The sequence below is a fragment of the Candidatus Brevundimonas phytovorans genome (assembly GCA_029203145.1).
Lineage (GTDB): Bacteria > Pseudomonadota > Alphaproteobacteria > Caulobacterales > Caulobacteraceae > Brevundimonas > Brevundimonas phytovorans.
The window spans coordinates 2,869,188-2,895,726 of sequence record CP119309.1 but is presented as its reverse complement, the minus strand read 5'-3'; the positions used below and the strand labels follow the sequence as shown (position 1 = coordinate 2,895,726).

Here is a 26,539-nt window from a genome sequence, read left to right as displayed (position 1 = left end):
AGCAGCGAGCCGCCGCGCGGCGAGCGCTAGCGCCCTTCAGACCTAGTGCCGGAAGACGCGCACGCCCGTGAAGGCCATGGCGATGTTGTTCTCGTCGGCGGCGGCGATGACCTCGGCGTCGCGCATCGAGCCGCCCGGCTGGATCACCGCCGTGGCGCCGGCGGCGATGGCCTCCAGCAGGCCGTCGGCGAAGGGGAAGAAGGCTTCAGAGGCGCAGGCCGAACCCTGCGCCAGCGAATGGGCCAGACCCTTGGCCTCGCCGGCTTCCTTGGCGCGGATGGCGGCGATGCGGGCGCTGTCGCGGCGGTTCATCTGGCCGGCGCCGATGCCCGCCGTCTGGCCGTCCTTGGCATAGACGATGGCGTTGGACTTGACGTGCTTGGCCACGGTGAAGGCGAACAGCATGTCCTGGATCTCGGTCGGCGTCGGCTGACGACGCGTGACGATCTTCAGGTCGGACGGCTTGATCAGCGACCGGTCGCGCGACTGGACCAGGAAGCCGCCGGCCACCGAGCGGAAGACCTCGCCCGCGCCGTGCGGGTCAGGCAGGCCGTCGGTGATCAGCAGGCGCAGGTTCTTCTTGGCGGCGAAGACGTCCTTGGCCTCTTCATCCGCGCCGGGGGCGATGACCACCTCGGTGAAGATGCCGGTGATGGCGCGGGCGTCGTCGCCGTTCAGCGGGCGGTTGACGGCGATGACGCCGCCGAAGGCCGAGACCGCGTCGCATTCCAGCGCGCGAGCATAGGCTTCCGACAGGGTGGCGCCGACGGCCACGCCGCAGGGGTTGGCGTGCTTGACGATGACGCAGGCCGGACTTTCGAACTCGGCCACCAGCTCATAGGCGGCGTCGGCGTCGGCGATGTTGTTGTAGCCCAGCTCCTTGCCCTGGACCTGTTCGGCATAGGCCACGCCCGGACGGCGTTCGCCGGTGCGGTAGAAGGCGCCGGTCTGATGCGGGTTCTCGCCATAGCGCAGCGTCTGGGCCAGCGAACCGGCGATCGACTTGCGGGCCGGGGCGGCGTCGTTCAGCTGACCGGCGAACCAGCCGGACACGGCGGCGTCATAGGCGGCGGTGCGGGCGAAGGCGCGGGCGGCCAGTTGTTTGCGCAGGGCGAGCGTGGTCGTGCCGTCGGCCTTCAGGGCCTCGACGATCAGGCCGATGCTCTCGCCGTCCACGGCGACGGCGACGTGGCCGTGGTTCTTGGAGCCCGAGCGGATCATGGCCGGGCCGCCGATGTCGATGTTCTCGATGGCCGCTTCAAAACCGCCGCCGTCTTCGACCGTCTTCTCGAACGGGTAGAGGTCGATCCAGACGATATCGATGGCGCCGATGCCGTGCTCGGTCATGGCGGCGGCGTGGGCCGGGGCGTTCCTGACGCCCAGCAGGCCGCCATGCACCACCGGGTGCAGGGTCTTGACCCGGCCGTCCATCATTTCCGGGAAGCCGGTCAGATCGGCCACGTCCTTGACCGGCAGGCCATAGCCCGCGATCGCCGCCTTGGTGCCGCCGGTCGAGACCAGCTCGACGCCGAGGCCGACGAGGGTGCGCGCCGCGTCCTCCAGCCCCGCCTTGTCCGACAAGGAAATCAGGGCGCGGACAGGTTTGATCGCGTCCGGGGCGGGCGGAAAGTCGGGAGCGGCGGGCATGGGCGGCGTCCGTTAACAGCTGGGGCGGGGAGATGGCGGGCGCTCTAGCACCATCAGTCGCCCGCGTCAGCCCGCGCCGCCCGATTAGTCAGTGCGGATCGCCCGCGGCGCCGGCCGGGCTCAGCTTCCAGCGGATCTTGGTGTCGGCGTCGGTGCGGGCGGAGCCGCGGACGACGATCTGGAGGCTGCGCCGCGTCAGGCCTTCATCGACGTGGACGGCGGGTTCGATGGCGACGTCGGGGCCGTCGCTGCGGAACCACCAGCCGCGGCCCGAATGACCGCGCAGCAGGATGGAGCGGCGGTCGCGGGCGAGCGAGGCCTGCACCCCCGGCTCCAGCTGGAAGCGCAGGGCGTAGGGGGCGGCGATGGCGCGGGTCACGTCGGGGCGGCCTTCGGGCGGATGCAGGCGTTCCTCGGCGCGCAGTTCGTCGAGGCGCTGATCCAGATAGAGGCGGCGTTGATGCATCAGGCCATAGAGCGGCATCCAGCCATCGTGCTCGGCCTCCAGCCAGACGGCGCCGTCGCCTTCGCGGTGATCGCGGCTGACGTGCAGGGTCGGGCCAATCAGGCGCGGACCCAGAAGTTCGGCCTTCCAGCCGGACAGGGGCTCGCCCAGCGGCTGTTCGCCGAGCGTCAGCGTCGAGGCCCCCGGCGTCAGGCGCAGGGCCTGACGGTCGAGCGCGCGCGGGGTCCATCCGGCCGAGGTGAACAGGCGGTCACGGCCGCAGACGACCTCCAGCGCGGCGGGCTGACCGCAGGCGGCGGCCGACCAGGCGCCGCGCGCCGGGGCCTCCACATCGACCATGACGGTCAACAGGGGGCTGGAGATGCGCACCAGTCCGCCAACCGCGCCGCTGGGCGGCGGGGCGGGCGTCTCGTCATGGGTGCGGGCGGCGGCGACACGATCGGGGGTCGAAGGCCCGCCGCCCTGGAAGGCGGCGAGGCGCCCGTCAGGCAGGGTCAGGACGCGCAGGGCTGTGGTCAGGCGCGAGATGGCGGCGGCGACCGGCTCGGGCGTCGGCTCGGACAGCTGGGCCAGAGCGTCGTCCAGGGTCAGCAGGTCGAGCAGCAGCTCCAGGCCCATTTCCGGGGCGCGGGCGGCGTGACAGCCGTCGATGGCGACGGTGATCTCCAGCGCGCTGGGCAGGCGCTTCAGGGCGGTGCGGCGAATGCCGGCCCCGGCCTTGCCCGCCAGCGCACAGCCGGCGACGGCGGCGGCGGTCAGGCGCTCGGCTCGGCCCATCAGGCCGCCGGGCGGACGCAGCAGCTGACGCGCTTGCCGCGCCAGAATGTCGGTCAGGCGCAGGCGCTCGGCCTCGGTCGCCACTCCCGCCAGGCGCCGTCCGGCGCAGGCCAGGTGATAGGTGCGGCGCGCGAGAATTTCGGGGTCCCAGGCGAAGGGCGACCAGCGGTTGAACAGGTCGTCCCAGGCCAGGGTCAGCGCCAAAGCCTCGCGCAGGCCGCGATCGCCGTGGGCCATCATCTCGGGCATCCAGGCGAAGGCGTGCAGTTCAACCGCGAAGGCGCGGCTGGGCGTGGGGCGGTTCCACAGATCGGCGGGGCCCTCGGCGTCAAGGCTGAGGCCCGCCAGGGTGAAGCGGCCCGACAGCAGCGGGCGCGGCGCCTCTTCGCGCAGGGGGCGGAAGTCGCGCGGGCTGACGGCGAAGCCGTCGGCGCGGGCGCCTTTCAGCGTCAGGGCGTAGCCGGGCAGGCCATAGAGCTCGATCCACAGCTGGCGCGCGGCCAGTTGCCCGGCCACGGCGGCCCAGAGGGCAGGGTCGGTCTTGGGGCCGCCGGCGGGGCGCACGGGGGTGCGGACCGGCGCGCCCTTGAGGCCGGGGATATGACCCTCGGTCAGGCCGCCCTCGGCGTCACGCGGGGCGAAGGGGCCAAGGGGGCTCACGCGGCGGCGGCCTTCAGAGCCTGGATGTTGGCGGCGTAGGCGTCCGGCCCGCCCTTGAAGACGAAGGAGCCGGCGACCAGGGCGTCGGCCCCGGCGGACAGGCAGGCCCCGGCGTTGTCGGCGATGACGCCGCCGTCGACCTGCAGGTGGGCCTTGGACCCGGCGCGGTCGAGGATGGCGCGGGCGCGCTCGATCTTGTGCAGCGACGAAGGGATGAATTTCTGACCGCCGAAGCCGGGGTTGACCGACATGATCAGCACCAGATCGACCAGGTCGACGACCTCTTCGAGGATCGACAGCGGCGTGGCCGGGTTGAAGACCAGGCCGGCCTTGGCGCCCAGCTGGCGGATGCGGCCCAGGGTGCGGTGGACGTGGGGGCCGCTTTCCGGGTGGATGCTGAGCAGGTCGGCGCCCGCCTCGCGATAGGCCTCCAGCCAGTTGTCGACCGGGGCGCACATCAGGTGGACGTCGAACGGCAGACGGGTGTGGGGGCGCAGGGCCTTCACCACATCCGGGCCGATGGTGATGTTGGGCACGAAGTGGCCGTCCATGACATCGACGTGGATCCAGTCGGCGCCTGCGGCCTCGAGCGCGCGGACCTCTTCGCCCAGCTTGGCGAAATCGCTGGCGAGGATGGAGGGGCAGATCAGCGGGGCGGTTGCGGCGACGGTCTGGGTCATGGCTCTGCGACTTACGGCCATGACGCGCGGGGGGCAAGCCGGGCCGCTGACGCAGGGGGGGCGACGAAGCGCTGCCGAGGGTGTGCATTGGCGCTTCGCCAACGGTCGATGGTGGTCATTGGCGAAGGCGGGGCGGTCAGGGACGCAAGGCCGCTGGCGAGGCGCGGCGGCGTGGGGGAGGAAGGCGGCGACTTCTTCAACCGTCTCTCGATAAGGACCCCGCCATGATCCGCACCCTCGCCGTCGCCGCCGTTCTGGCCTTCACAGCTCCTGCCCTGGCCCACTCCTCATCCTTGGCTGCGGACGACCGTGTGACCCTGACCTTCGAAACCGGCGCCGAGACCGGCGCTATCATGGTCGCCCTGTATGACAGCGAGGCCGCCTACGAGGGCGGACAGCCGGCGCGGGTGGCTCAGGTCGACGTGGCCGCGGGCCAGCGCGAGGCCGTGTTCGACCTGCCCGCCGGCGCCTATGGGGTGAAGGCCTTCCACGACGTCAACGGCAACGGCAAGATGGACACCAACCCCTTCGGGATGCCGACCGAGCCCTTCGCCTTCTCCAACAATGCGGTGGGCAACATGGGCCCGGCCAAGTGGGATCGCGCCCGCTTCGAGGTCATGGGCGCCACGGCCCAGACCATCCGCATCCGCTAAGCCCAGACAAGCGTCAGACTTCGAAGAGACCGCCATGACCCCGACCCGTCGCACCTTGTTCATGGGCGCCGCCGCGCTCGCTGCCGCCCGCGTCCTGACCCCCGACCGCGCCTATGCCGCACAGGCGATGAGCGCGACCGCCGACTGGGCCCTGGCCACCGCCGACGTGGAGGGCGACGTGGCCCCGCGCGCCTTGACGCTGGTGCACGGTCGGGCGCCGGCCGGGCTGTCGGGCAGTCTCTATCGCAACGGCCCGGCCAAGTTCCGTCGGCCCGGCGGCTCGTCCCAGCACTGGTTCGACGGCGACGGCCTGATCCGCCGCTGGCGTGTCGAGGACGGTCAGGCGTCGCTGGCCGCCCGCTTCGCCGACACGCCCAAGCGGCGCCAGGAGGCCGAGGTCGGGGCCATGCTGATGCCGGGCTTCGGCACGGTCGCCGACCCGCGCGCCCGTATCGGTTCGCCCGACGACGCCAGCCCGGCCAATACCTCGGTGCACCGGGTGGGCGGCAAGCTGTGGGCGCTGTGGGAGGCGGGCTCGCCCCTGGCCATGGACCCCGAGACCCTGGCGACCGAGGACTTCATCACCCTGCGTCCCGACCTGAAGGGCATGCCCTTCCTGGCCCACCCGCGCATCGAACCGGACGGTCGCATCTGGAACCTGGGCCTGAACGGCAAGCAGGCCATGGTCTGGCGTCTGGCGGCGAACGGGACGCTGGAGGCGGCGGACGTCATCGCCCTGCCGCGCGCCAGCTATATCCACGACTTCAGCGCCACGGCGAAGCATCTGGTCATCGTGCTGCAGCCCTGGGTGCACACGCGCAACATCATGCCGATCTCGGCGGCGTTCGAGTGGACGCCGCAGGCCGGGACCCACGTGCTGGTGATCGACAAGGCCGACCTGAGCCAGCGCCGGATCTATGAACTGCCGCCCTTCGGCTTCTTCCATGCGGGCGACGCCTGGGAGGAGGCGGACGGCACGATCCGGCTGGATCTGTGCGCCCACAAGGACATGAATTTCGCCGCGCGCGGCGCCCATGAGGTGCTGAACGGCGTGCCGCTCGGCCATGACCCGGCGGAACTGGCCATGGTGGTGCTGGAGCCGAACGGTCGCGGGCGGCTGGAGCGCACCGGCTTGGTGGGCGAGTTCCCGCGCAGCGACCCGCGTCGCGCCGGGCTGGCCCGCCGTTTCAGCCTGCACACGACGGGCGAGCGCGCCGATCGACCTCTGGCCTCGGCGGTGGGGGTGACGGACTGGACCTCAGGCCGCACGCGGTCCTTCGACTTCGGCCCCGGCCACGTGACCGACGAGATGGTCTACGTGCCCAAGCCCGGCGGGACGCACGAGGCCGACGCCTGGCTGGTCGGCCCGACCATCAACCTGAAGGCGGGGGTCAGCGAACTGCACGTTCTGGACCTGCTGCAGGTCGAGGACGGCCCCGTCGCCACATGGCGCGCCGACGTGGCCCTGCCGGCGGCGTTTCATGGGAACTGGGTGTGATGGCTGGGGTCGTCGAAACCGGTCAGGCGCGAGACTTGATGCGGCGGCTGCTGATCAACCGACGTAGGCCGCTAACTGCCAGCACGAGCCACAGGACCGGGGTTAAGAGGTAGCCGAGTATGTAGAACGTCGGCCAGAGAACCGGTTCTTCCTCCCATGATCCACCATCGAGCAGGCGAATGGCGTCAGGTGATTGCCACCAAGGCGGGGCTTGGTCGGGATGGGCGCGCGACCAAGCACCTTCTTCACCCCCGCCCATGCCAATGTCTAGCGAGGGGTATGGCTTCAACATCAAATAGTTATCGCCAAGAGTCCCTTCCAGAAAAACGCGGGCGGTCATGAGGTAGAGGATCGTCAGCGCGACGGCGAACACGGCGATCAGGAAGAGCCAGCGTTTTTGCATCCGTTCCTCACAACGCGCATCCTGAATGAGTTTACCACCACCCGGCCTCCCTCAGCGCCCGGGCGTAGCGGCGGCTGACGGGGGCGGTGAGGTTGTCGGTCAGGGTCAGGGCGGCGCGGCCGTCGCCGCGGGCGACGGAGGCGACGGCGTCCCTGGCCACCCACCAGCTGCGGTGGGTCTGGGCGCCTTCCAGGCCTTCCAGCTCAGTCAGGGCGTCGGCCAGCCGCATCAGGATCAGGTCCGAGCCTCGATCCGTGTGCAGGCGCAGGTAGTGGTCCTCGGCCTGGACGGCGATCAGGCGGGCGCCGCGCAGTTTGGGCGGCAGGCGGTCGAGGAAGCGGGCGGGCGCGGCGCCGGGGGCTGAGGCGTGGGTCTCGACCGGGCGCTCGCGGCCCAGGAAGACGTTGATCGCGCTGACCGCGGCGGTGATCAGGGCGACCGGAGGCAGGAAGTGGATCAGGACCGCCAGCGGGAACAGCCGTCCGCTGAAAAAGAGGCCGGTCGCGGCCCAGACCCCAAGGGTCAGCGGCCCGGTGATGACCGCCGTCAGCGCCGCCGTGACGGCCCAGGGGCGGGCGTCCTGATCGATGAAGCGGGTGACGAAGGCGCCGCAGACATGGCCCCATAATCCGCCGATCACCAGCAGGGGGATCCAGTAGGCCAGCCTCTGCGTCAGCGGGGTGTCGCCCGAGCCGAAGGCGCCGCTGACGGCCAGAAAGCCGCCGGCGACGACGGCCACGATCAGACCGCGCAGGAAGTCTCGGCCCTTGCCGCTCAGCCCTTCAGGCAGGCGCATCAGGCGGTCTTGCCGGGCAGGCAGACGGCGCGGAATCCGGCGGCGGCGAAGCGCACCATGTAGTCGCAGGCGCTGTCCAGATCGCCGGACTTGCACAGGCCGCCGGACAGGCGGTCCAGACGTCCGGTCTCGCCGAGCGTCAGGGTCAGAGCCCCCGACAGGTTGTGGTAGGCCCAGTAGAGGTCCGTCTCCTCCGCCTCGGGCAGGACGCGCTTGACCAGCTCCAGAAGGCGGCGGATCGCCGGGTCGAAATAGCGGGCCATGGTCTCGCCGCCGAAAGCCGGGTTGGCGTTGGTCTGGGCCACCAGGGCGGCGTAGTGTTTCCACCCCGGCCCGCCCTTCATCGACCACTGGAACGGCGGGCGCAGGAAGGCCTCGAACAGGCCCTCCAGGGTCATGGCCTCGCCGGCGGCCTCGGCGTAGCGGTCGACGGCGGCGACACGTTCGCTGTTCCACACCTCGGCGCGGCGGGTGAAGACGGCGTCGAACAACTCCTTCTTGGCCCCGAAATAATAGTGGACCAGGGCCGTATCCACGCCGGCCTCGCGCGCCACCTCGCGGATGGTGACGCCATAGAAGCCGTGTTTGGAGAAGAGGTCCTCGGCCGCGTTCAGGATGGCGTCGCGGGTCTCGCCCGCCGCGGCGGTCTTGGTCTTCTTCGGGCGACCGCGACGTGCCGGCGCGGCGACGACGGGCGGCAGGGTGGGGGCGAGGTCGTCTTCAGGTTTCATGCGCGCAAGCTAGAGCGAAATCGGTTCAGATGCGATTGTCTATGAACCTGGATATTCGCTCCTGCATGAATCCCGGAGCCGGATGCGGTGCGTCCGGCTCCGGGCGCGGTTCGACCCTCAGTGCAACGGCGCCACAGGGGCGGCGGATTTGAGGCGGGGTTGAGCGTGGCCGTTTGACAGGAGGGCGAAAGACCGGCACGTTCCGTGAAAATCATTGAACGCTGAATAAAAGCGTCGATTGGGCTGGAAACAGAGATTGGGATCCAAATGAACAGACTCGTGAAGACCGCCTTGCTGGCGGGCGCCGCCATGGGCGCAATCGTCTCGGCGGCTCAGGCCCAGGACGCGCAGCCGACCTCCAGCGTTGAAGACATCATCGTCACCGCCCGCCGCACCGAAGAATCGGCGCAGAAGACCCCGCTGGCCCTGACGGCCTTCAGCGGCGAGACCCTGGAACGCGTCGGCGCGCAACAGGTCACGGACCTGCAGGGCGCGGTGCCGAACCTGAACCTGGTTCAGGGCCGCGGCTCCTCCAACTCGACCAACATCTATATCCGCGGCGTGGGCCAGCCGGACGCGCTGCAGACCTTCGACCCGGCGGTCGGCGTCTATGTCGACGACGTCTATTACAGCCGCATCCGCGGCAGCCAGTTCGACCTGCTGGACCTGGAACGCGTTGAAATCCTGCGCGGTCCGCAGGGCACCCTCTACGGCAAGAACACCATCGGCGGCGCCATGAAGCTGGTGTCGCGTCGTCCGGGCCAGGAGTTCCGCGCCCGCGCCTCGGCCGCCTATGGCGACTATGACCTGATGGAGATCCAGGGCGCGGTTTCCGGCCCGATCACCGACACCCTGGCCCTGGGTCTGTCGGCCCTGCATTCGGAGCGCGGCGGCTATGTCACCGATCCGGTCACGGGCGCCGAATACAACGACAAGAACACCTCGGCCGCCCGCGCCAGCCTGGCCTGGGATCCGACCGCGACCTTCCGCGTCGACCTGAACGTCGACTATTCGAAGGACGACGCGGGCCTGACCGTGGGCCAGGCGACCAACAGCCTGACCTATCTCGGCTATGGCGTGTCCTATCCGGTGGCGACGCCGACGCCGGAGTATGATTTCAAGACCCGCACCACGCCGGGCCTGCCGAACGAGACGCGTCTGGAGACCTGGGGCTCGGCCCTGCGCATGACGTGGGACCTGTCCGACGCCCTGACGCTGAAGTCGATCACCAGCTATCGCGAGCTGAACACCGACGACTACATCGATTTCGACGCCACCGAACTGGAGATCGCCGACGCCCTGGTGGCCGTGGATCAGAAGCAGACCAGCCAGGAACTGCAACTGACCTATTCGACGGATCGCCTGACCGCCGTCGGCGGCCTCTACTGGCTGAAGGAAGACGTCTCCTCGCATCAGGAGAGCTACAACGACGACCTGCTGGGCCCGGCATACGGCAACCCCACCTTCCTGCGCTATATCGACGACGCCCTGGAGACGACGTCGAAAGCGGCCTACGCCAACCTGAGCTATTCGGTGACGGACGCCCTGCGCCTGTCGGCCGGCGTGCGCTACACCAAGGAAGAGAAGGACTATGCGCGCCTGACCTCGGTGGTCAGCAATCTGACGGCGCTCAACTCCAGCTACGCCTTCGCCCCGCCGACCGGCGAGTATGAAGACACGTCGATCATGCTGTCGGCCGACTATCAGCTGTCGGACGCCGCCATGGTCTATGCGCGCTACTCGCAGGGCTTCAAGTCGGGCGGTTTCAACGGCCGCGCCAACTCGGCGACGGAAGCGACCGAGTATCAGCCGGAAACGGCCGACAGCTTCGAGGTCGGCGCCAAGACGCAGTACTGGGAAAACCGGGTGCGTCTGAACCTGGCCGCCTTCATGACCAAGTATGACGACTTCCAGGCGCGCGTCTCGGGCATCGAAACCCCTCCCGGCGGCGGCGTGCCGACCCCGGTCCTGTCGGTGATCAACGCGGGCTCGCTGGACATCTTCGGCTTTGAAGTCGAAGGCGTTCTGGCCCCGGTTCGCGGCCTGACCCTGGACACCCAGATCGGCTTCCTGAACGCCGACTACAAGGAGTTCGCGGACGCCCGATTCACCGCCTTCGGCGGCAGCCGCGCCTTCCAGGACCCGGCCTTCTCGCCGAAGTGGACGGTGCGGGTCGGCGGTCAGTATGAGTGGGCGCTGGACGGCGGATCGTCGGTGACGTTTGGCGCGGCGGCCAAGTACCGCTCGCGCATGGCCCTGGCGGTGGACAACACCATCATCAACACCGACACCGAACTGGCGGGCATGTATCAGGACGCCTACTGGCTCTACGACGCCCGCGTCGTCTGGTCGGACGCGGCGGACCGCTACAGCGTCGGCCTCTACGGCCAGAACCTGGCGGACGAGGTCTACAAGACCGACGCCCAGGAGTTCTCCTCCATCGGCAACATCCGCACGGCCTACTACGGCGCCCCGCGCACCTGGATGGTCAAGGTTACAGCCAAGTACTGATCCTGCTCTCTCCCGAACGCCTGATCATTTGATCGCGGGCGGCGGTCCCGACCGGACCGCCGCCCTTTTTCTTTGGCGACGCCGAGCGGCGCCGCTACCGTCGCCGTCCATCAAGAAACCGTCCGCTCCAGGGGGCAAACCATGACCACGTCCGGGGCCGCCGCGCCGCAGGAGCCTGCCGAGTCCGTCTCGACCGGCTATCGCTATTACGTCCTGGCCATTCTGGTCTTCGTCTACATGCTGAACTTCGTGGATCGGCAGATCATCGGCATCCTGGCCGCGCCGCTGAAGCAGGAGTTCCAGCTATCGGACAGCCAGTTCGGCCTGCTGGGCGGCATCGCCTTCGCCTCGGTCTATTCGACCCTGGCCATTCCCCTGGCCTGGCTGGCGGACCGGTCCAGTCGGGTCTGGATCATGACCGGGGCCCTGACCGTCTGGTCGGGCTTCACCGCCCTGTGCGGGGTCGCGGGTTCGTTCGGGCAGCTCTTCCTGTTCCGCATGGGGGTCGGGGTCGGCGAGGCGGGCGGCGTGGCCCCGGCCTATTCGCTGATCGCCGACTATTTTCCGCCCAACCAGCGCGCCCGCGCCATGGCCGCCTTCGCGTTCGGCATTCCGCTGGGGACGGCGGGCGGCACCCTGATCGGCGGCCTGCTGGCGGCCCATTACGGCTGGCGCACCGCCTTTATTGCGGTGGGGCTTCTGGGCGTTCTGGTGGCGCCGCTCCTGCGTCTGACGGTGCGGGACCCGAAGCGCGGCGGGACGGATGCGGCGGCGGCCCAGGCGACGGGTCAGGTCGTTCCTGCCGCTGGCGTCCCCGCCTCGGCCTCAGAGCTTCCGGCCGACGACGGCCTGGGCCGCAAGGTGGGCTTGGGCGCGTTTGGCGTCGCGGGCGGTCTGGCCCTGCTGGCGGGGCTGTCGTTGGCAGGCGTCGGCGTAGCCACGCCCCTGATCCCGGCCTTCGGCGCCGGCCTGTTCGCGGTCATCGGCGTGTCGCTGCTGATCGCCCGTCGAACCGGATCGGTCATCATGCGCAAGAAAAGCTTCTGGCTGCTGTCGCTGGGCGCCGCCGCCTCGTCGGTGTGCGGTTACGGCGTGGCGGGCTGGCTGCCGCTCTTCTTCATGCGCAGTTTCGACCTGACCCTGGCTCAGGTCAGCTGGTACTATGCCGGCATCGCCCTGATCGGCGGCCTGCTGGGCATCTGGATGGGCGGCTCGGTGGCCGACAGGTTGGGACGCAAGTCCAAGGGCGGCTATCCTCTGGTGCCGGCGGTGGCCTTCCTGATCTCGGCGCCCTGCTTCATCCTGGCCATGAACTCGCCCTGGCTGATCGGCCTGCTGCCCGGGGGCGGCAGCCGCGCCCTGGCCCTGAGCGTGGCCTTCCTCATCTTCCTGATCCCGACGGGGCTGAACCTGGCCTGGCTGGGCCCGGTGACGGCGGCGGTCCAGCATCTGGCCCCGGCGCCGATGCGTTCGACGGCCTCGGCCATCTTCCTGCTGATCAACAACCTGCTGGGGCTGGCGGTCGGCTTCTTCTACTTCGGCTGGATGAGCGACCTGCTGCGCCCGACCTTCGGCGAGGAGAGCCTGCGCTGGGCCATCTACACCGGCATGGGCTTCTATCTGCTGTCGTCGGCCCTGCTGTTCGGCGCCTCGCGCACGCTCAAGAAGGACTGGGTCGACTGATCAGCCCGCCGGGGCTGAGCCGAGCTGAGCCGTTTCGCGCATAAGAAAAGCTTGGGAGGCGCATAAGGAGACGAACGGTTGCGTCTGCGAAGGGCCGACGCCTATAAGCGCGACCAAAGTTTCCTCACACCTCCTCCCAGCGGCGCGGATCAGACATGAACATTCACGAGTATCAGGCCAAGCAGGTTCTCAAGGCCTTTGGCGCACCGGTCGCCGAAGGCGTCGCCATCACCTCGGCCGACCAGGCCGAAGCCGCCGCCAAGCAACTGCCTGGCCCGCTCTATGTGGTGAAGTCGCAGATCCACGCCGGCGGCCGCGGCAAGGGCAAGTTCAAGGAACTGCCGGCTGACGCCAAGGGCGGCGTGCGCCTGGCCTTCTCGATCGAGGACGTGGTCAAGAACGCCAAGGAAATGCTCGGCAACACCCTGGTGACGGCCCAGACGACCGACGCCGGCAAGCAGGTCAACCGCCTCTACATCGAAGACGGCGCCGACATCTCGCGCGAACTCTACCTGTCGATCCTGGTCGACCGCGCCTACGGCCGCATCGCCTTCGTCGTCTCGACCGAAGGCGGCATGGACATCGAAGCCGTCGCCCACGACACCCCCGAAAAGATCATCACCGTCGTCATCGACCCGACGACCGGCGTGACCGAAGCCGACTGCGCCGCCCTGTCGGACGCGCTTCTGCTGGAAGGCGACGCCCGTGAAGACGGCAAGTCGCTGTTCCCGGCCCTGTATAAAGCCTTCGTCGAGAAGGACATGGCCATGCTGGAAGTGAACCCGCTGATCGTCATGGAAAACGGCCGCCTGCGCGTTCTGGACGCCAAGGTGTCGTTCGACGGCAACGCCCTGTTCCGTCACCCTGACATCAAGGAACTGCGCGACGTCACCGAGGAAGACGCCAAGGAAATCGAAGCGTCGGAGTGGGACCTGGCCTACGTCGCCCTCGACGGCAACATCGGCTGCATGGTCAACGGCGCCGGTCTGGCCATGGCGACCATGGACATCATCAAGCTGTACGGCAAAGAGCCGGCCAACTTCTGCGACGTCGGCGGCGGCGCCGGCAAGGACAAGGTCGCAGCGGCCTTCAAGATCATCACCGCTGACCCGGCCGTCCAGGGCATCCTGGTCAACATCTTCGGCGGCATCATGAAGTGCGACGTCATCGCCGAAGGCGTGGTCGCAGCCGTCAAGGAAGTGGGCCTGAAGGTGCCGCTGGTCGTGCGTCTGGAAGGCACCAACGCCGAGCTGGGCAAGAAGATCCTGAACGAGAGCGGCCTGGCCATCACGGCGGCGGACGACCTCGACGACGCCGCCCAGAAGATCGTCGCGGCGGTCGGCTAAGGCGCAAGCCTTAACCGCCACCGCCTGCAGACACACAGATTTCAGAGCACAGACACATGTCCATTCTCGTCGACAAGAACACCAAGATCATCGTGCAAGGCCTGACCGGCAAGACCGGCGGCTTCCACACCGAACAGGCCCTGGCCTATCACGGCACCCAGATGGTCGCCGGCGTGCACCCGACCAAGGGCGGCACCAACTGGACCGGCTCGCACGGCGAAACCCTGCCCATCTACGGCTCGGTCGCTGAAGCCAAGGAGCGCACGGGCGCTGACGCCACCGTCATCTACGTCCCGCCGGCAGGCGCCGCCGACGCCATCATCGAAGCCATCGAGGCCGAGATCCCCTTCATCACCTGCATCACCGAAGGCATCCCGGTGCTGGACATGGTGCGCGTCAAGGCTCGCCTGGACCGTTCCAACTCGCGCCTGCTGGGCCCGAACTGCCCCGGCATCCTGACCCCGGAACAGTGCAAGATCGGCATCATGCCGGGCAACATCTTCTCCAAGGGTTCGGTCGGCGTCGTCTCGCGCTCGGGCACCCTGACCTATGAAGCCGTGTTCCAGACCACGAACGCCGGCCTGGGTCAGACCACGGCTGTCGGCATCGGCGGCGACCCCGTCAAGGGCACCGAGTTCATCGACGTCCTGGAAATGTTCCTGGCCGACGACGAAACCACCTCGATCATCATGATCGGTGAAATCGGCGGCGGCGCCGAAGAAGACGCCGCCCAGTTCCTGATCGACGAAGCCAAGAAGGGCCGCAAGAAGCCGATGGCCGGCTTCATCGCCGGTCGTACGGCTCCGGCCGGCCGCACCATGGGCCACGCCGGCGCCATTGTTTCGGGCGGCAAGGGCGATGCGGAATCCAAGATCGCTGCGATGGAGGCTGCGGGCATCCGCGTCTCGCCGTCGCCGGCGCGTCTGGGCCACACGCTGCTCGAAGTGCTGAAGGGCTAAGAAGCCCTTCAGGGCAAGAGAACGCTGTTCCGGGGCGAATTTTCGCGCCCCGCGACCTTTTGAAACGCCTCCGGAATCGTCCGGAGGCGTTTTTTCTTGCGGATTCGACCAATTTCCACCCGCATCGCCCCGCTTCGGTCATGACCAGTAAGGAAACACGGCCTATATGAGCGGCGCCGCTCACCGCGCAGGCGTGCGCGCGCGGCCGAATGTAGGACGACGAGAGAAAAATGGCGGACGATGCAGGTCGGCTGAACCAGGTCTTTGCCGAGACCAGCTTCCTCTATGGCGCGAACGCCGCCTTCATTGAGGACCTGCACGAAAAATGGGCCGCGGACCCCGGCTCGGTGTCGGGGGAATGGCGCGCCTTCTTCGATCAGTTGAAGGACAACGCCGACCTGGTGAAGCAGTCGGCCGCCGCCGGCTCCTGGGGCCGTGGCGCCGCCACCGATCCGAGCGAGGACACCGCTGTGTTCGATGGCCGCTGGCCCGCGCCCAAGCCTGATCCCAAGGCCGCCGCCGGCAAGCCCGGTCCGCGACCCGCGGCTCCGGCGGCCGACGCCTCGGGCGCGCTGACCGCCGCCGACGTGCGCGCCGCCGCCCATGACTCGATCCGCGCCCTGATGCTGATCCGCAGCTACCGCGTGCGCGGCCACCTGCAGGCGACGCTGGACCCGCTGGGTATCGAGCAGCCGATCGACAACCCCGAGCTGACTCCCGAATTCTACGGCTTCACCGCCGCCGACATGGACCGCCCGATCTTCCTCGACGGCGTCCTGGGCCTGCAAACCGGCAGCGTGCGTCAGGTGCTGGAAATCCTGCGTCGCACCTACTGCGGCAACATCGGCGTGCAGTACATGCACATCGCCGAGCCGGAGGAGAAATCCTGGCTGCAGCAGCGCTTTGAAGGCCCGGACAAGTTCGAGCAGAACGCCTTCACCAAGGAAGGCAAGCTGGCCATCCTGCACAAGCTGATCGAGGCCGAGGGCTTTGAACGCTTCCTGCACAAGCGCTTCCCCGGCACCAAGCGCTTCGGCCTGGACGGCGGCGAGGCCATGGTCCCGGCCCTGGAGCAGGTGATCAAGCGCGGCGGCAACCTGGGAGTCGACGAGATCGTCTTCGGCATGGCCCACCGCGGCCGCCTGAACACGCTCGCCGCCGTCATGGGCAAGCCCTACAAGGCCATCTTCCACGAGTTCCAGGGCGGTTCGACCGTCCCGTCGGACATCGAAGGCTCGGGCGACGTCAAATACCACATGGGCGCCTCGTCGGACCGCGTGTTCGACGGCAACAAGGTCCACCTGTCGCTGACCGCCAACCCGTCGCACCTGGAGATCGTCAACCCGGTCGTCCTGGGCAAGTCGCGCGCCAAGCAGGCCTTCGACATCCGTGAAGCCAACGCCGGCAAGCCCGAGGCCGAATGGGCCCTGGACCGCTCCAAGGTCGTGCCCCTGCTGATCCACGGCGACGCCGCCTTCGCCGGTCAAGGCGTGGTGGCCGAGTGCTTCGCCCTGATGGGGCTGAAGGGCTACCGCACCGGCGGTACGCTGCACTTCGTGATCAACAACCAGATCGGCTTCACCACCAGCCCGCGCAACTCGCGCTCGTCGCCCTATCCGTCGGATGTGGCGCTGATGGTTCAGGCCCCGATCTTCCACGTCAACGGCGACGACCCCGAAGCGGTCGTCTTCGCCGCCAAGGTGGCGACGGAATACCGTCAGAAGTTCCACAAGGACGTGGTGGTGGACATGTTCTGCTACCGCCGCTTTGGCCACAACGAAGGCGACGATCCCACCTTCACCCAGCCGCTGATGTATTCGAAGATCCGCGCCCAGCCCTCGACGCGCGAGATCTACTCCAAGCGTCTGGTCGAGCAGGGCGTGGTCACCCAGGCCGAGGTCGACGCCGAGATCGCGCGCTTCGAGGCCTTCCTCGACGCCGAGTTCGAAGCCGGCAAGAGCTTCAAGGCCGACAAGGCCGACTGGCTGGACGGCCAGTGGCAGGGCCTGGGCGCCGAGAAGACCGACGACGCGGCCCAGCGCGGTCAGACCGCCGTCCCGGCCGAGAAGCTGACGGACTATGGTCACCGCCTGACGCAGATCCCCAACAGCGTCGACATCCACAAGACGCTGAAGCGCGTGGTCGAGGCGCGTCGCGAGACGGTCACGACCGGCCAGAACATCGACTGGGCCACCGCCGAAAGCCTGGCTTTCGCCTCGCTGCTGGACGAGGGCTACAACATCCGCCTGTCCGGTCAGGACTCGGTGCGCGGCACCTTCTCGCAGCGTCACTCGGGCATCACCGACCAGACGACGGAACAGCGCTACATCCCGCTGAACCATCTGCGCGACGGTCAGGCCCACTTCGAGGTCATCGACTCGGCCCTGTCGGAAGAGGCGGTGCTGGGCTTCGAGTACGGCTACTCGCTGGCTGATCCGAACACCCTGACCCTGTGGGAAGGCCAGTTCGGCGACTTCGTCAACGGCGCCCAGGTGGTCATCGACCAGTTCATTTCGTCCGGCGAACGCAAGTGGCTGCGCATGAGCGGCCTGACCATGCTGCTGCCGCACGGCTACGAAGGCCAGGGCCCCGAGCACTCCTCGGCTCGCCTTGAGCGCTTCCTGCAGCAGTGCGCCGAGAACAACATGCAGGTCGCCAACTGCACCACCCCGGCCAACTATTTCCACATCCTGCGTCGCCAGATGCACCGGGATTATCGCAAGCCGCTGATCCTGATGACGCCCAAGTCGCTGCTGCGTCACAAGAAGGCGGTCTCGACCCTGGCCGACATGGCGGAGGGCTCGTCCTTCCACCGCGTGCTGCGCGACGACGCCCAGCTGCGTCCGGACGTGGCCGGCGTCTCGCTGAAGGCGGACAAGGACATCCGCAAGGTCATCGTCTGCTCGGGCAAGGTCTATTACGACCTGCTGGACGCGCGCGAGAAGGCGGGCGTCAACGACATCTACATCCTGCGCCTCGAGCAGTTCTATCCGTGGCCGATCAAGTCGATCTCGACCGAGCTGGCCCGCTTCCCCAACGCCGACCTGGTCTGGTGTCAGGAAGAGCCCAAGAACATGGGCGGCTGGACCTTCGTCGATCCGTGGATCGAACTGACGCTCGAGAAGATGGATCTCAAGGCCAAGCGCGCCCGTTACGTCGGGCGTCCGGCCTCCGCCTCCACGGCGGCCGGCCTGATGAGCCGCCACCTGAAGGAACTCGAGACCTTCCTCGCCGAGGCCATGGCCTGACCGGCCCTGCCTGACCTATAGATACGCCAAGACACAAAAAGACACTGGACCGAACCATGGCCGATATCCTCACTCCCGCCCTCGGTGAATCCGTCAGCGAAGCCTCCATCGCCAAGTGGACCAAGAAGGTCGGCGACGCCGTCCGTAAGGACGAAGTCCTGGTCGAACTGGAAACCGACAAGGTCTCGCTGGAAGTCGTGGCCCCGGCCGACGGCGTCCTGGCGGCGATCAACGCCGCTGAAGGCGACACCGTGGTGCCCGGCACGGTGCTGGGTTCGGTGAGCGAAGGCGCTTCGGCCCCGACCGCCGCGCCGGCTGCGCCCGCCGCGGCTGCCGCTCCGGTCGCCGCCTCGGCCTCGGTCGAGATCGCCGTCCCGACCATGGGCGAAAGCGTCGCCGAGGGTTCGATCGGAACCTGGCTGAAGAAGTCGGGCGACACCGTCGCCAAGGACGAACTGCTGGTCGAGATCGAGACCGACAAGGTCGCGGTGGAAGTCTCGGCCCCGGCCGCCGGCGTCCTGACCATCGCCGCCGACAACGGCTCGACCGTGACCCCTGGTCAGGTCATCGGTTCGGTTTCGGCCTCGGGCGCTGCTGCGGCTCCGGCGGCCGCTCCCGCCGCTGCTCCGGCCAACACCGGCTCGGCTCAGGCCCAAAGCCAAGATAAGGCTTCGGCCCACCTGTCGCCGGCCGTCCAGCGCGTCGTTTCGGAAAACAACCTGAACCCGGCGTCGCTGTCGGCCTCGGGTCCGAAGGGCAACATCACCAAGGCTGACGCCATCGCCGCCATCGGCGCCGCTGCTCCGGCAGCGCCCGCCGCCGCCGCCGCGGCCGCCCCGCGCGCCGACCAGCCGCGCGAAGAGCGGGTGAAGATGACGCGCCTGCGTCAGACCATCGCCCGTCGCCTGAAGGAATCCCAGAACACGGCCGCCCAGCTGACCACCTTCAACGAGGTGGACATGACCAACGTCATGGCCCTGCGCGCCCAGTACAAGGAAGTGTTCGAGAAGCGCCACGGCGTGAAGCTGGGCTTCATGTCCTTCTTCACCAAGGCTGTCGTTCAGGCCCTGCACGAGCTGCCCGCCGTCAACGCCGAGATCGACGGCACGGACATCATCTACAAGAACCACTACGACATCGGCGTGGCCGTCGGCACCGACAAGGGTCTGGTGGTTCCGGTCCTGCGCGACGCCGACACCCTGTCGCTGGCGGGTATCGAAAAGGGCATCGGCGCCCTGGGCAAGGCCGCCCGTGACGGCGCCCTGACCATGGATCAGATGCAGGGCGGCACCTTCACCATCACCAACGGCGGCACCTATGGCTCGCTGATGTCGACGCCGATCCTGAACGCGCCGCAGTCGGGCATCCTGGGCATGCACAACATCGTGCAGCGCCCGATGGCCATCAACGGCGAGGTCAAGATCCGCCCGATGATGTACCTGGCCCTCAGCTATGATCACCGCATCGTCGACGGCAAGGAAGCCGTGACCTTCCTGGTCCGCATCAAGGAACTGCTGGAAGATCCGGCCCGCGCCCTGCTGGACCTTTAAGGTTCGCGCGAGCAACGCGAAGAATGAAAACGGCGGGACTCGAAAGGGTCCCGCCGTTTTCAATTGTAGATGGAGGTGAGTTGATTGCGGAGTCTTTTACGCAGGGGTCCCGAAGTCACATTCCTCTGCTGTCGGCGCTCCGAGCGTGCCGTCACTGAATTTCAAATCTAGTTCTTTGCGCGTTCTTTCGAGATCAACGCGAGGTGCGCCGTGGAAGCGGCCAAAGGTGTCGATCACACCAAGGCGATTTAGCTTCTGCCGAGCGAACGAGTCGGGGTCGTGCGGGAAGAAGAGATCGAACGTTTCTCCCACGCCTAGTTTCTTCGGCAAACCGCCCGCAAACGGGCCGCCTGCTATTTCGGGGGTGTAGATGCTGGTTACAGGGTTCACGATTGCGTTCTGACCGCGCTTCCAGAACGATTTTGGCGCGAATCTCAGAACTGCGGTTGTTACCGTGAGTTCGGTAGGCCCGAAGTTCGTCATGGCTAATCGAAGAAATCGAGGTTGCTGATCCAGCGGTCCGTTGCCGAAGTGGACAACAATCGCGGCGAATCCGACTCGGAGCTTTGCTTTCGGATAGAGCCACTTAGACCATACGTTCCAAGCGAACGACGCGATGGCAACGGAGGCAGAAAAAATTGATACGATCAGTGCATAGTCTGCCGTCGTCACGGATTTTCCCTCCTGATGTGCAGCGCAGGCGTCACTATAGCCTTGGCAAATGCGGAAGCGCGACCGGAGGCTCGTTTGTCTATTCTAGCGTCGCCAGCACGGCGTCCGTGTCCTGCCCCAGTTTCGGCGGCGGGGCGTCGTAGCGGACGGGGGTCCTGGACAGGCGGATGGGCGAGGCGACGGTGCGGATCGGCGTGGCCAGGTCGGGGCGTGACTGCTCCACGGTCAGGCCGCGCTGGATCGCTTGCCGCTCCTCGAACACCTGATCGATGGTGTTGACCGGGCCGCAGGGCACGCCCGCCGCCTCCAGCGCCGCCATCAGCCCCTTCATGGTGAAGCCCGCCGTCAGGGCCGACAGGGTGGGCGACAGTTCGACCCGGTGCTGAACCCTGAGCGCATTGGTGGAAAAGCGCGGATCGGCGCCCATGGGCTCGACGCCCAGGGCCTTGGCCAGGGCGCGGAACTGGCCGTCGTTGCCGACCGCGATCACCACCATGCCGTCCGAGCAGGGGAAGGGTTGATAGGGGGCCAGGTTGGGGTGGGCGTTGCCCATCCGCGTCGGCGCGACGCCTGAGACGAAGTAGTTGGTCGCCTGATTGGCCAGCATGGCCGCCTGGACGTCGAACAGGGCGATGTCGACGTGCTGGCCCTCGCCGGTCGCTCGCGCATGCATCAGGGCGGCCAGGATGGCGTTGGAGGCATAGAGGCCGGTGAACAGGTCCACGACCGCCACCCCGACCTTCATCGGCTCGGCGCCCGGCGCGCCGTCCGGCTGGCCGGTGATCGACATCAGTCCGCCCATGGCCTGGATCATGTAGTCATAGCCGGCGCGGTGGGCGTCCGGCCCGGACTGGCCGAAGCCGGTGATGGAGCAATAGACCAGCCTGGGATTGATCGCCGACAGACCGGCATAGTCGAGGCCATACTTCTTCAGCCCGCCGGTCTTGAAGTTCTCGACCACCACGTCGCAGGTCGCCGCCAGACGGCGCACGGTCTCGGCGCCCTCCTCGCTGGCGATATCCAGTTCGACGGACTTCTTGCCCCGGTTGGCGCACATGAAATAGGCGGCGTCGCCCTTGGACCCGTCGGTCGTGGTGGTGAAGGGCGGGCCCCAGTGGCGGGTGTCGTCGCCCTCGCCCGGACGCTCGATCTTGATCACCTCGGCGCCCAGATCAGCGAGCGTCTGCGTCGCCCAGGGGCCGGCCAGAACGCGGGAAAGGTCGAGAACGCGAACGCCGGAGAGGGGGCCGTGAGCTTGGGTCATGCCCCTAGGTAGCCCTTCTCCCCTCGGGGGAGAAGGTGGCCCGTCAGGGCCCGATGAAGGGGAGGGTGGAGGCAACTAGTCAGTTTGAATTGTGGAGGTGTTCATTGGGCCGCGTCGGGAACGGGGAAAGCGCCCCCTCATCCGAGCGCCTCCGGAGCCCACCTTATCCCCCGAGGGGAGAAGGGTCATTCAGCATGGCGGCGCTTACAGCCCCACGTCCCAGACGCCGGCGTTGCGCATGCGGCTGTCGCGAGCCTCCTCGGCGCGGCCGCCCATGTCGCGGGCCATGCCGCGGATGGCGTCGGACACTGTGCTCTTGTGCACGCCCGGCACGACGGCGTGGGTGAAGGCGCAGCCCGCCAGCCGCATCAGTTTGAAGCCGAAGCGCGCCGAAGCGGCCATATGTTCGAGATAGGTCTCGCGGACCTCGCGCGGATGATCGCGGAACAGGCGTGAAAACGTGGACGACATGGTTCAAGCCTAACGCGGTTCGCCGCGCCCCTCTACCCGGTTCCGATATTTTGCCCTAAACCGGCGACCGGAACAGGGGTCGCATCGTCACGCCCCGTCGATCGCGCGTGACGACCAGAGAACCCCGCTTAATCGCGCAGGAAACATCATGGCTGACGGCTCGCACGCTTCGCAACAGACCTTCCGTTGGGACGACCCCTTCGACCTGCGCGGGCGCCTGACCGACGACGAGCGGATGATTCAGGACGCGGCGCGCTCCTATGCCCGCGAGGCCCTGTTGCCGCGTGTGGTCGAGGCCTTCCGCGACGAGACCTTTGACCGCGCCATCATGACCGAGATGGGCGAGATGGGCTTCCTCGGCGCCATGCTGCCGGAACAGTACGGCGGCTCCGAAGCCAGCCACGTCGCCTATGGCCTGATCGCGCGCGAGGTCGAGGCGGTCGACAGCGGCTATCGCTCGGCCATGAGCGTCCAGTCCTCGCTGGCCATGTACCCGATCTACGCCTTCGGCTCGGAAGAGCAGAAAATGAAATTCCTGCCGAAGATGGCGGCGGGCGAACTGGTCGGCTGCTTCGGCCTGACCGAGGCTGACGGCGGCTCGGACCCGGCCTCGATGAAGACGAAAGCCGTCAAGGTCGACGGCGGCTATCGCCTGAACGGCGCCAAATACTGGATCACCAACTCGCCGATCAGCGACCTGGCCATCGTCTGGGCCAAGCTCGATGACAAGATCCGCGGCTTCATCGTCGAGCGCGACTTCGACGGCTTCACCACGGACAAGATCGGCGACAAGCTGTCCTTGCGCGCGTCGATCACCGGCGACATCGGCCTGAACGACGTCTTCGTGCCGGAGGCCAACATCCTGCCGGGCGTGCAGGGTCTGCGCGGGCCGTTCAGCTGCCTGAACAAGGCGCGCTTCGGCATCGCCTGGGGGGCCATGGGCGCCGCCGAGTTCTGCTTCCACGCCAGCCGCGACTATGTCGGCGAGCGCATGCTGTTCGGCCGCCCCCTGTCGTCGCGCCAGTTGGTGCAGAAGAAGCTGGCCGACATGCAGACCGAGATCTTCCTCGGCTTCGAGGGCGCCTATGCGCTCGGTCGTCTGCTCGACACCGGCGCCTGGGTGCCGGAGGCCATCAGCCTGATGAAGCGCAACAACTGCGGCAAGGCCCTGGCCGTGGCGCGTGAGGCCCGCGACATGCACGGCGGCGCCGGCATCACCGGCGAACTGCACGTCATGCGCCACGCCATGAACCTGGAGACGGTGAACACCTATGAGGGCGCTCACGACGTCCACGCCCTGATCCTGGGCCGGGCCATCACGGGCGAAAGCGCCTTCTAAGGGCTCACGCTTATTGTGACGGTCGAGGCTGTCGTCACGGCGGGTTTCCCGCGCTAGGTTGTGCGCCTGTGAAGGGACCGACCATGACGCGATCCACCCTGCTGGCCTCGACCGGCGCCGCCCTTGCCCTGATCCTGAGCGCCGCACCCGTGGTCGCGGCCCCGGCGGCGGCCTCGGCCCAGACGCCCGGCGTTCAGGGCCTGCCCTATGACGCCCGACGCGGGGTCTTCACCTTCGCCGCCGGTCTGGACGCCTCCCTGCCCGCCGTGGTGCAGGTGACGACCCTGGGCCAGTCGCGCGGGCCGCGTTCGGACGGCGATCCCAAGCCCTCTCAGGGCGGGTCAGGCGTCATTATCGACGCCGCCAACGGCATCATCGTCACCAACAACCACGTCATCGAGAACGGCCAGAAATTCACTGTCGACATGATCGACGGCCGCCTGTTCGACGCCGTCCTGATCGGGGCCGACAAGGCCACCGACATCGCCGTGCTGAAGATCGAGGCCTCGGGCCTGTCACAGGTCCAGACGGTGGATTCCGACACCCTGCGCACCGGGGACCTGGCCTTTGCGGTCGGCTATCCGCTCGGCCTCGACCAGACCCTGACCATGGGGGTCATCTCGGGCCTGAACCGCTCGGGCATGGGCGACGCCATTGAAGACTATATCCAGACCGATGCGGCGGTGAACTCGGGCAACTCGGGCGGGCCGCTGCTGGACAGCCGGGGGCGGCTGATCGGCATCAACACCTCCATCCTGTCGGGCGGCATGGGCGGAGGCAACGACGGCATCGCCTTCGCCGTGCCGACCCGCATCATGATGTTCGTGGTCGACCAGTTGCGCGCCACCGGCGAGGTCAAGCGCGGTCAGATCGGCGCGGCTCTGGGGTCGTTGACCGCCGAGCGGGCGCGGGACATGGGCCTGGGCATCGTGCGCGGGGCCGTGGTCTATGACGCCGCTCCGGGCTCGTCGGCCGAGCAGGCGGGCCTGCGGCCCGGCGACGTCATCACTCGCATCCAGAACCGCCCGGTCGCCAACGCCGGCTCGGTCCAGGCCACCGTCGGCATCGCCCGGCCGGGCGCCGCCCTGCCGGTCGTCTATCTGCGCGACGGGCGCGAGGCGACGGCCAGCCTGACGGTCCAGTCGCCCGATCCGGCGGCGGTCCGTGTGGGCCGCAGCGCGGCCATGGGACGCGGCCTGACCTTCAGAAACTCGGGCGAGGGTGCGGGCGCCCAGATCACCGTCGTCGACGGAGGTTCGGTCGCAGCGGCGGCGGGGGTTCAGGCGGGCGACGTGGTGGTCGAGGCCGGCGGTGCGGCCGTGGCCGACATGGCGGCTCTGGCGCAGGCCCTGCAGGGCGGCGCGGTCGATCTTACGGTGGTGCGGGACGGCGAGCGGACGCGGATCAGCCTGCCCGGCTGATCCTGGTTCCAGACAGCAAAACGCCCGCGTCGCCAGGAGGGGGAGGGGGGCGGTCGCGGGCGTCTCGCTTGGAGGAAGCATCGACCCATCGAAGCCCTTAGCGGAAAAATCCAGGGGGGCTGGGGGGGCTGTTCAGGATCCGGGACTTCTCCGAACTCCGACAGGCCGATGTTGCCTTTTTGGCTTTCCTTCCGGGCGGACGAAGGGCCGAATGGGGGTCTTTTCGTGGCCGAAACGCACGGTTTTTGTCCTAACCCCGCCACCAGGCGCTCAGCCCAGGTCGCTCGCTGCGCTCCAGCAGCGAGGCCCCGCGGGTCGAGCGCTAGCGCCCCTTCCTTCCTGGTATCAGAAAGGAAGAATGTTGCGCTGGCGGCTGTAGCTCATGGTGCCGACATTGGCGCCCAGGCGCAGGCCGACGCCGGTGCGGATGGGGGCGAGGACGATCCCGTCGGCGCGCTGGTAGTTCACGCCCAGACCGGCGACCAGATAGGCCGAGCCCTCGACACCGGGGTAGCGGCGATAGAGCATGTCGGGGTGATAGAGGCCGTAAACCAGGGTGAAGACGCGGCTGGCGTTGCCGCCCACGTCCCAACCGATCGAGATGCCTTGCCAGAAGACTTCCTGGGAGGCCGACAGATCCTTCATGTGCAGAGCGCCCCGACCGTAGCGGACGCCGATGGCGGCGGCGCCGGCGGCTTCCTCGCCCGCGATATAGGCGGTCGGACGGTCGCCCTGTTCGGCGAAGATGCGCTCGATGGCGGCGCCCATGGCCTCAGCGGCGATGCCCATTTCGCGCGAGCCGGCCGCGACCAGTTCCTCGAAGGTATAGGCCTGGGCCGTCTGGTCCGAGGCGATCGGATAGTTGGGGTCGGTCGGCTGGCGCGTCGAGGCGCAGGCGCCGAGGCCCACGGGCAGGGCGCCGGCGGCGGCGATACCAAGGCTGGAACGGATCAGTTGGCGGCGATGCATGGTCGAGGCTCCTGACAGAGAACGGTGCGCCCATCGTCGCGGGCTTGGCCTACCGTCCGTGTCTTTTGCGGCAGCCTTGGGGCTTTAAGGTTAACCGAACCTTGCTTGGCCGTATTCGAGGCCGCCAAAGCCAATCAAGCCTTTGTCAGCAGCCCCAGACGACCCCAGAAGGCCCCCAATATCGCGGGCCTCAAGTAGCGCGAAGCGCGATAGGCCCCAAAAAAAATCACTAGGGCGGAGCCCTAGTGCTTGTCGGTTTTCGCCGCGACCCAGTCCATCACCGCGAGCAGGACGCCCGAGGCCACGAAGGTCAGGTGGATGATCACCGCCCACATCAGGCCGGCCTCGTCGAGCGGGACGCCCGGCTTGCCGATGTTCATGAAGCTCTTGAGCAGGTAGATGGCCGAGATCGCCACGATGGAGGCGATCAGCTTCATCTTCAGGCCAGAGAAGTCGACCGTGCCCATCCACGGCGGCCGATCGACGTGGTTCTCGTCCAGATCCAGCTTGGAGACGAAGTTCTCATAGCCGGAATAGATGACGATCAGCAGCAGATTGCCCGCCAACGACAGGTCCACCAGGCTGAGGATGGCCAGGATGGCGCCGTCCGACTTCATGTGGCCTTCGCCCATGATGAAGGCCTGGGGCACGTAGTAGATCAGCTCGCGGACGAAGACGGCCAGCAGCATGATCAGGGCCGCGACCAGACCCAGGTAGAAGGGGGCCATCAGCCAGCGGGCCCGGAACAGGCTGCGCTCGAACTGAACCTCGGCCCAGGGCTTCTTCTCGGCCATC

21 protein-coding genes are annotated in these 26,539 nt (G+C 67.8%); 10 read left to right on the top strand and 11 right to left on the bottom strand.

All coding sequences use genetic code 11. The features are described 5' to 3' along the window. Positions 1-42: 42 nt before the first annotated feature. From purH to rpe, 3 genes are all read right to left on the bottom strand, one after another. Positions 43-1,647, bottom strand: coding sequence for a bifunctional phosphoribosylaminoimidazolecarboxamide formyltransferase/IMP cyclohydrolase (purH, locus tag P0Y52_14185; GenBank protein ID WEK57673.1), 1,605 nt, complete (start codon positions 1,645-1,647; stop codon positions 43-45). A gap of 88 nt (positions 1,648-1,735) precedes the next feature. Next, positions 1,736-3,550: a heparinase II/III family protein gene (locus tag P0Y52_14180; protein WEK57672.1), complete on the bottom strand. Its 1,815-nt coding sequence runs from the start codon at positions 3,548-3,550 to the stop codon at positions 1,736-1,738. Further along, a complete protein-coding gene (gene rpe, locus P0Y52_14175; GenBank protein ID WEK57671.1) occupies positions 3,547-4,230 on the bottom strand; it encodes a ribulose-phosphate 3-epimerase in 684 nt (227 codons plus the stop codon). Before rpe ends, P0Y52_14180 begins: the two co-directional genes overlap by 4 nt. Before the next feature lie 224 nt (positions 4,231-4,454). Between rpe and P0Y52_14170 the strand changes: the two genes are divergently transcribed. Both P0Y52_14170 and P0Y52_14165 read left to right on the top strand, forming a co-directional pair. Next, positions 4,455-4,883 carry a DUF2141 domain-containing protein gene (locus P0Y52_14170; protein WEK57670.1) on the top strand — a complete coding sequence of 143 codons (429 nt, stop codon included), beginning with the start codon at positions 4,455-4,457 and terminating at the stop codon, positions 4,881-4,883. A 34-nt stretch (positions 4,884-4,917) separates the two neighbouring features. After that, a complete protein-coding gene (locus tag P0Y52_14165) occupies positions 4,918-6,381 on the top strand; it encodes a carotenoid oxygenase family protein (protein ID WEK57669.1) in 1,464 nt (487 codons plus the stop codon). 22 nt (positions 6,382-6,403) lie between these two features. Here the strand turns inward: P0Y52_14165 and P0Y52_14160 are convergent, their stop codons facing one another. Genes P0Y52_14160 through P0Y52_14150 form a run of 3 tightly spaced genes read right to left on the bottom strand, consistent with a single transcriptional unit; the run spans position 6,404 to position 8,311 of the window. After that, positions 6,404-6,784: a hypothetical protein gene (locus P0Y52_14160; protein ID WEK57668.1), complete on the bottom strand. Its 381-nt coding sequence runs from the start codon at positions 6,782-6,784 to the stop codon at positions 6,404-6,406. A 31-nt stretch (positions 6,785-6,815) separates the two neighbouring features. Beyond that, complete coding sequence (locus P0Y52_14155; GenBank protein ID WEK57667.1) at positions 6,816-7,580, bottom strand: LytTR family DNA-binding domain-containing protein; 765 nt, start codon at positions 7,578-7,580, stop codon at positions 6,816-6,818. Then, the gene (locus tag P0Y52_14150) at positions 7,580-8,311 is read right to left on the bottom strand and encodes a TetR/AcrR family transcriptional regulator (protein ID WEK57666.1); all 732 of its coding nucleotides are present in this window, start codon (positions 8,309-8,311) and stop codon (positions 7,580-7,582) included. Before P0Y52_14150 ends, P0Y52_14155 begins: the two co-directional genes overlap by 1 nt. Positions 8,312-8,578: 267 nt before the next feature. Between P0Y52_14150 and P0Y52_14145 the strand changes: the two genes are divergently transcribed. The 6 genes from P0Y52_14145 to odhB all read left to right on the top strand — a co-directional run bounded on the left by P0Y52_14145 (position 8,579) and on the right by odhB (position 19,608). Continuing rightward, positions 8,579-10,822, top strand: a complete 2,244-nt coding sequence (locus P0Y52_14145) for a TonB-dependent receptor (GenBank protein WEK57665.1) — start codon at positions 8,579-8,581, stop codon at positions 10,820-10,822. 141 nt (positions 10,823-10,963) lie between these two features. Then, the gene (locus tag P0Y52_14140) at positions 10,964-12,505 is read left to right on the top strand and encodes an MFS transporter (GenBank protein ID WEK57664.1); all 1,542 of its coding nucleotides are present in this window, start codon (positions 10,964-10,966) and stop codon (positions 12,503-12,505) included. A gap of 155 nt (positions 12,506-12,660) precedes the next feature. Next, the gene (gene sucC, locus P0Y52_14135; protein WEK57663.1) at positions 12,661-13,851 is read left to right on the top strand and encodes an ADP-forming succinate--CoA ligase subunit beta; all 1,191 of its coding nucleotides are present in this window, start codon (positions 12,661-12,663) and stop codon (positions 13,849-13,851) included. A gap of 56 nt (positions 13,852-13,907) precedes the next feature. Beyond that, complete coding sequence (gene sucD / locus P0Y52_14130) at positions 13,908-14,810, top strand: succinate--CoA ligase subunit alpha (GenBank protein ID WEK57662.1); 903 nt, start codon at positions 13,908-13,910, stop codon at positions 14,808-14,810. A 230-nt stretch (positions 14,811-15,040) separates the two neighbouring features. Beyond that, on the top strand, positions 15,041-18,058 hold the full coding sequence (locus P0Y52_14125; protein ID WEK57661.1) for a 2-oxoglutarate dehydrogenase E1 component: 3,018 nt from the start codon (positions 15,041-15,043) through the stop codon (positions 18,056-18,058). A gap of 56 nt (positions 18,059-18,114) precedes the next feature. Beyond that, positions 18,115-19,608, top strand: coding sequence for a 2-oxoglutarate dehydrogenase complex dihydrolipoyllysine-residue succinyltransferase (odhB, locus tag P0Y52_14120; protein WEK57660.1), 1,494 nt, complete (start codon positions 18,115-18,117; stop codon positions 19,606-19,608). A gap of 96 nt (positions 19,609-19,704) precedes the next feature. Here the strand turns inward: odhB and P0Y52_14115 are convergent, their stop codons facing one another. From P0Y52_14115 to P0Y52_14105, 3 genes are all read right to left on the bottom strand, one after another. Further along, positions 19,705-20,280 carry a hypothetical protein gene (locus P0Y52_14115; protein WEK57659.1) on the bottom strand — a complete coding sequence of 192 codons (576 nt, stop codon included), beginning with the start codon at positions 20,278-20,280 and terminating at the stop codon, positions 19,705-19,707. Positions 20,281-20,359: 79 nt separating this feature from the next. Then, on the bottom strand, positions 20,360-21,544 hold the full coding sequence (locus tag P0Y52_14110; protein ID WEK57658.1) for a CaiB/BaiF CoA-transferase family protein: 1,185 nt from the start codon (positions 21,542-21,544) through the stop codon (positions 20,360-20,362). A 204-nt stretch (positions 21,545-21,748) separates the two neighbouring features. After that, positions 21,749-22,015, bottom strand: coding sequence for a DUF6356 family protein (locus P0Y52_14105; protein ID WEK57657.1), 267 nt, complete (start codon positions 22,013-22,015; stop codon positions 21,749-21,751). A 148-nt stretch (positions 22,016-22,163) separates the two neighbouring features. Here P0Y52_14105 and P0Y52_14100 point away from each other — a divergent pair, with 148 nt between their 5' ends. Both P0Y52_14100 and P0Y52_14095 read left to right on the top strand, forming a co-directional pair. Next, positions 22,164-23,354 (top strand): acyl-CoA dehydrogenase, encoded by a 1,191-nt coding sequence (locus P0Y52_14100; GenBank protein WEK57656.1) that lies wholly within the window; start codon positions 22,164-22,166, stop codon positions 23,352-23,354. Positions 23,355-23,437: 83 nt separating this feature from the next. Then, on the top strand, positions 23,438-24,775 hold the full coding sequence (locus P0Y52_14095; GenBank protein ID WEK57655.1) for a trypsin-like peptidase domain-containing protein: 1,338 nt from the start codon (positions 23,438-23,440) through the stop codon (positions 24,773-24,775). A gap of 345 nt (positions 24,776-25,120) precedes the next feature. On the opposite strand, the gene P0Y52_14090 is transcribed toward P0Y52_14095, so the two are convergent. Beyond that, positions 25,121-25,744, bottom strand: a complete 624-nt coding sequence (locus P0Y52_14090; protein WEK57654.1) for an EipA family protein — start codon at positions 25,742-25,744, stop codon at positions 25,121-25,123. Between the two features lie 242 nt (positions 25,745-25,986). Further along, entirely contained in the window at positions 25,987-26,538 is a 552-nt protein-coding gene (locus P0Y52_14085; GenBank protein WEK57653.1) for a TIGR00645 family protein, read from the bottom strand. Position 26,539: the final 1 nt, after the last annotated feature.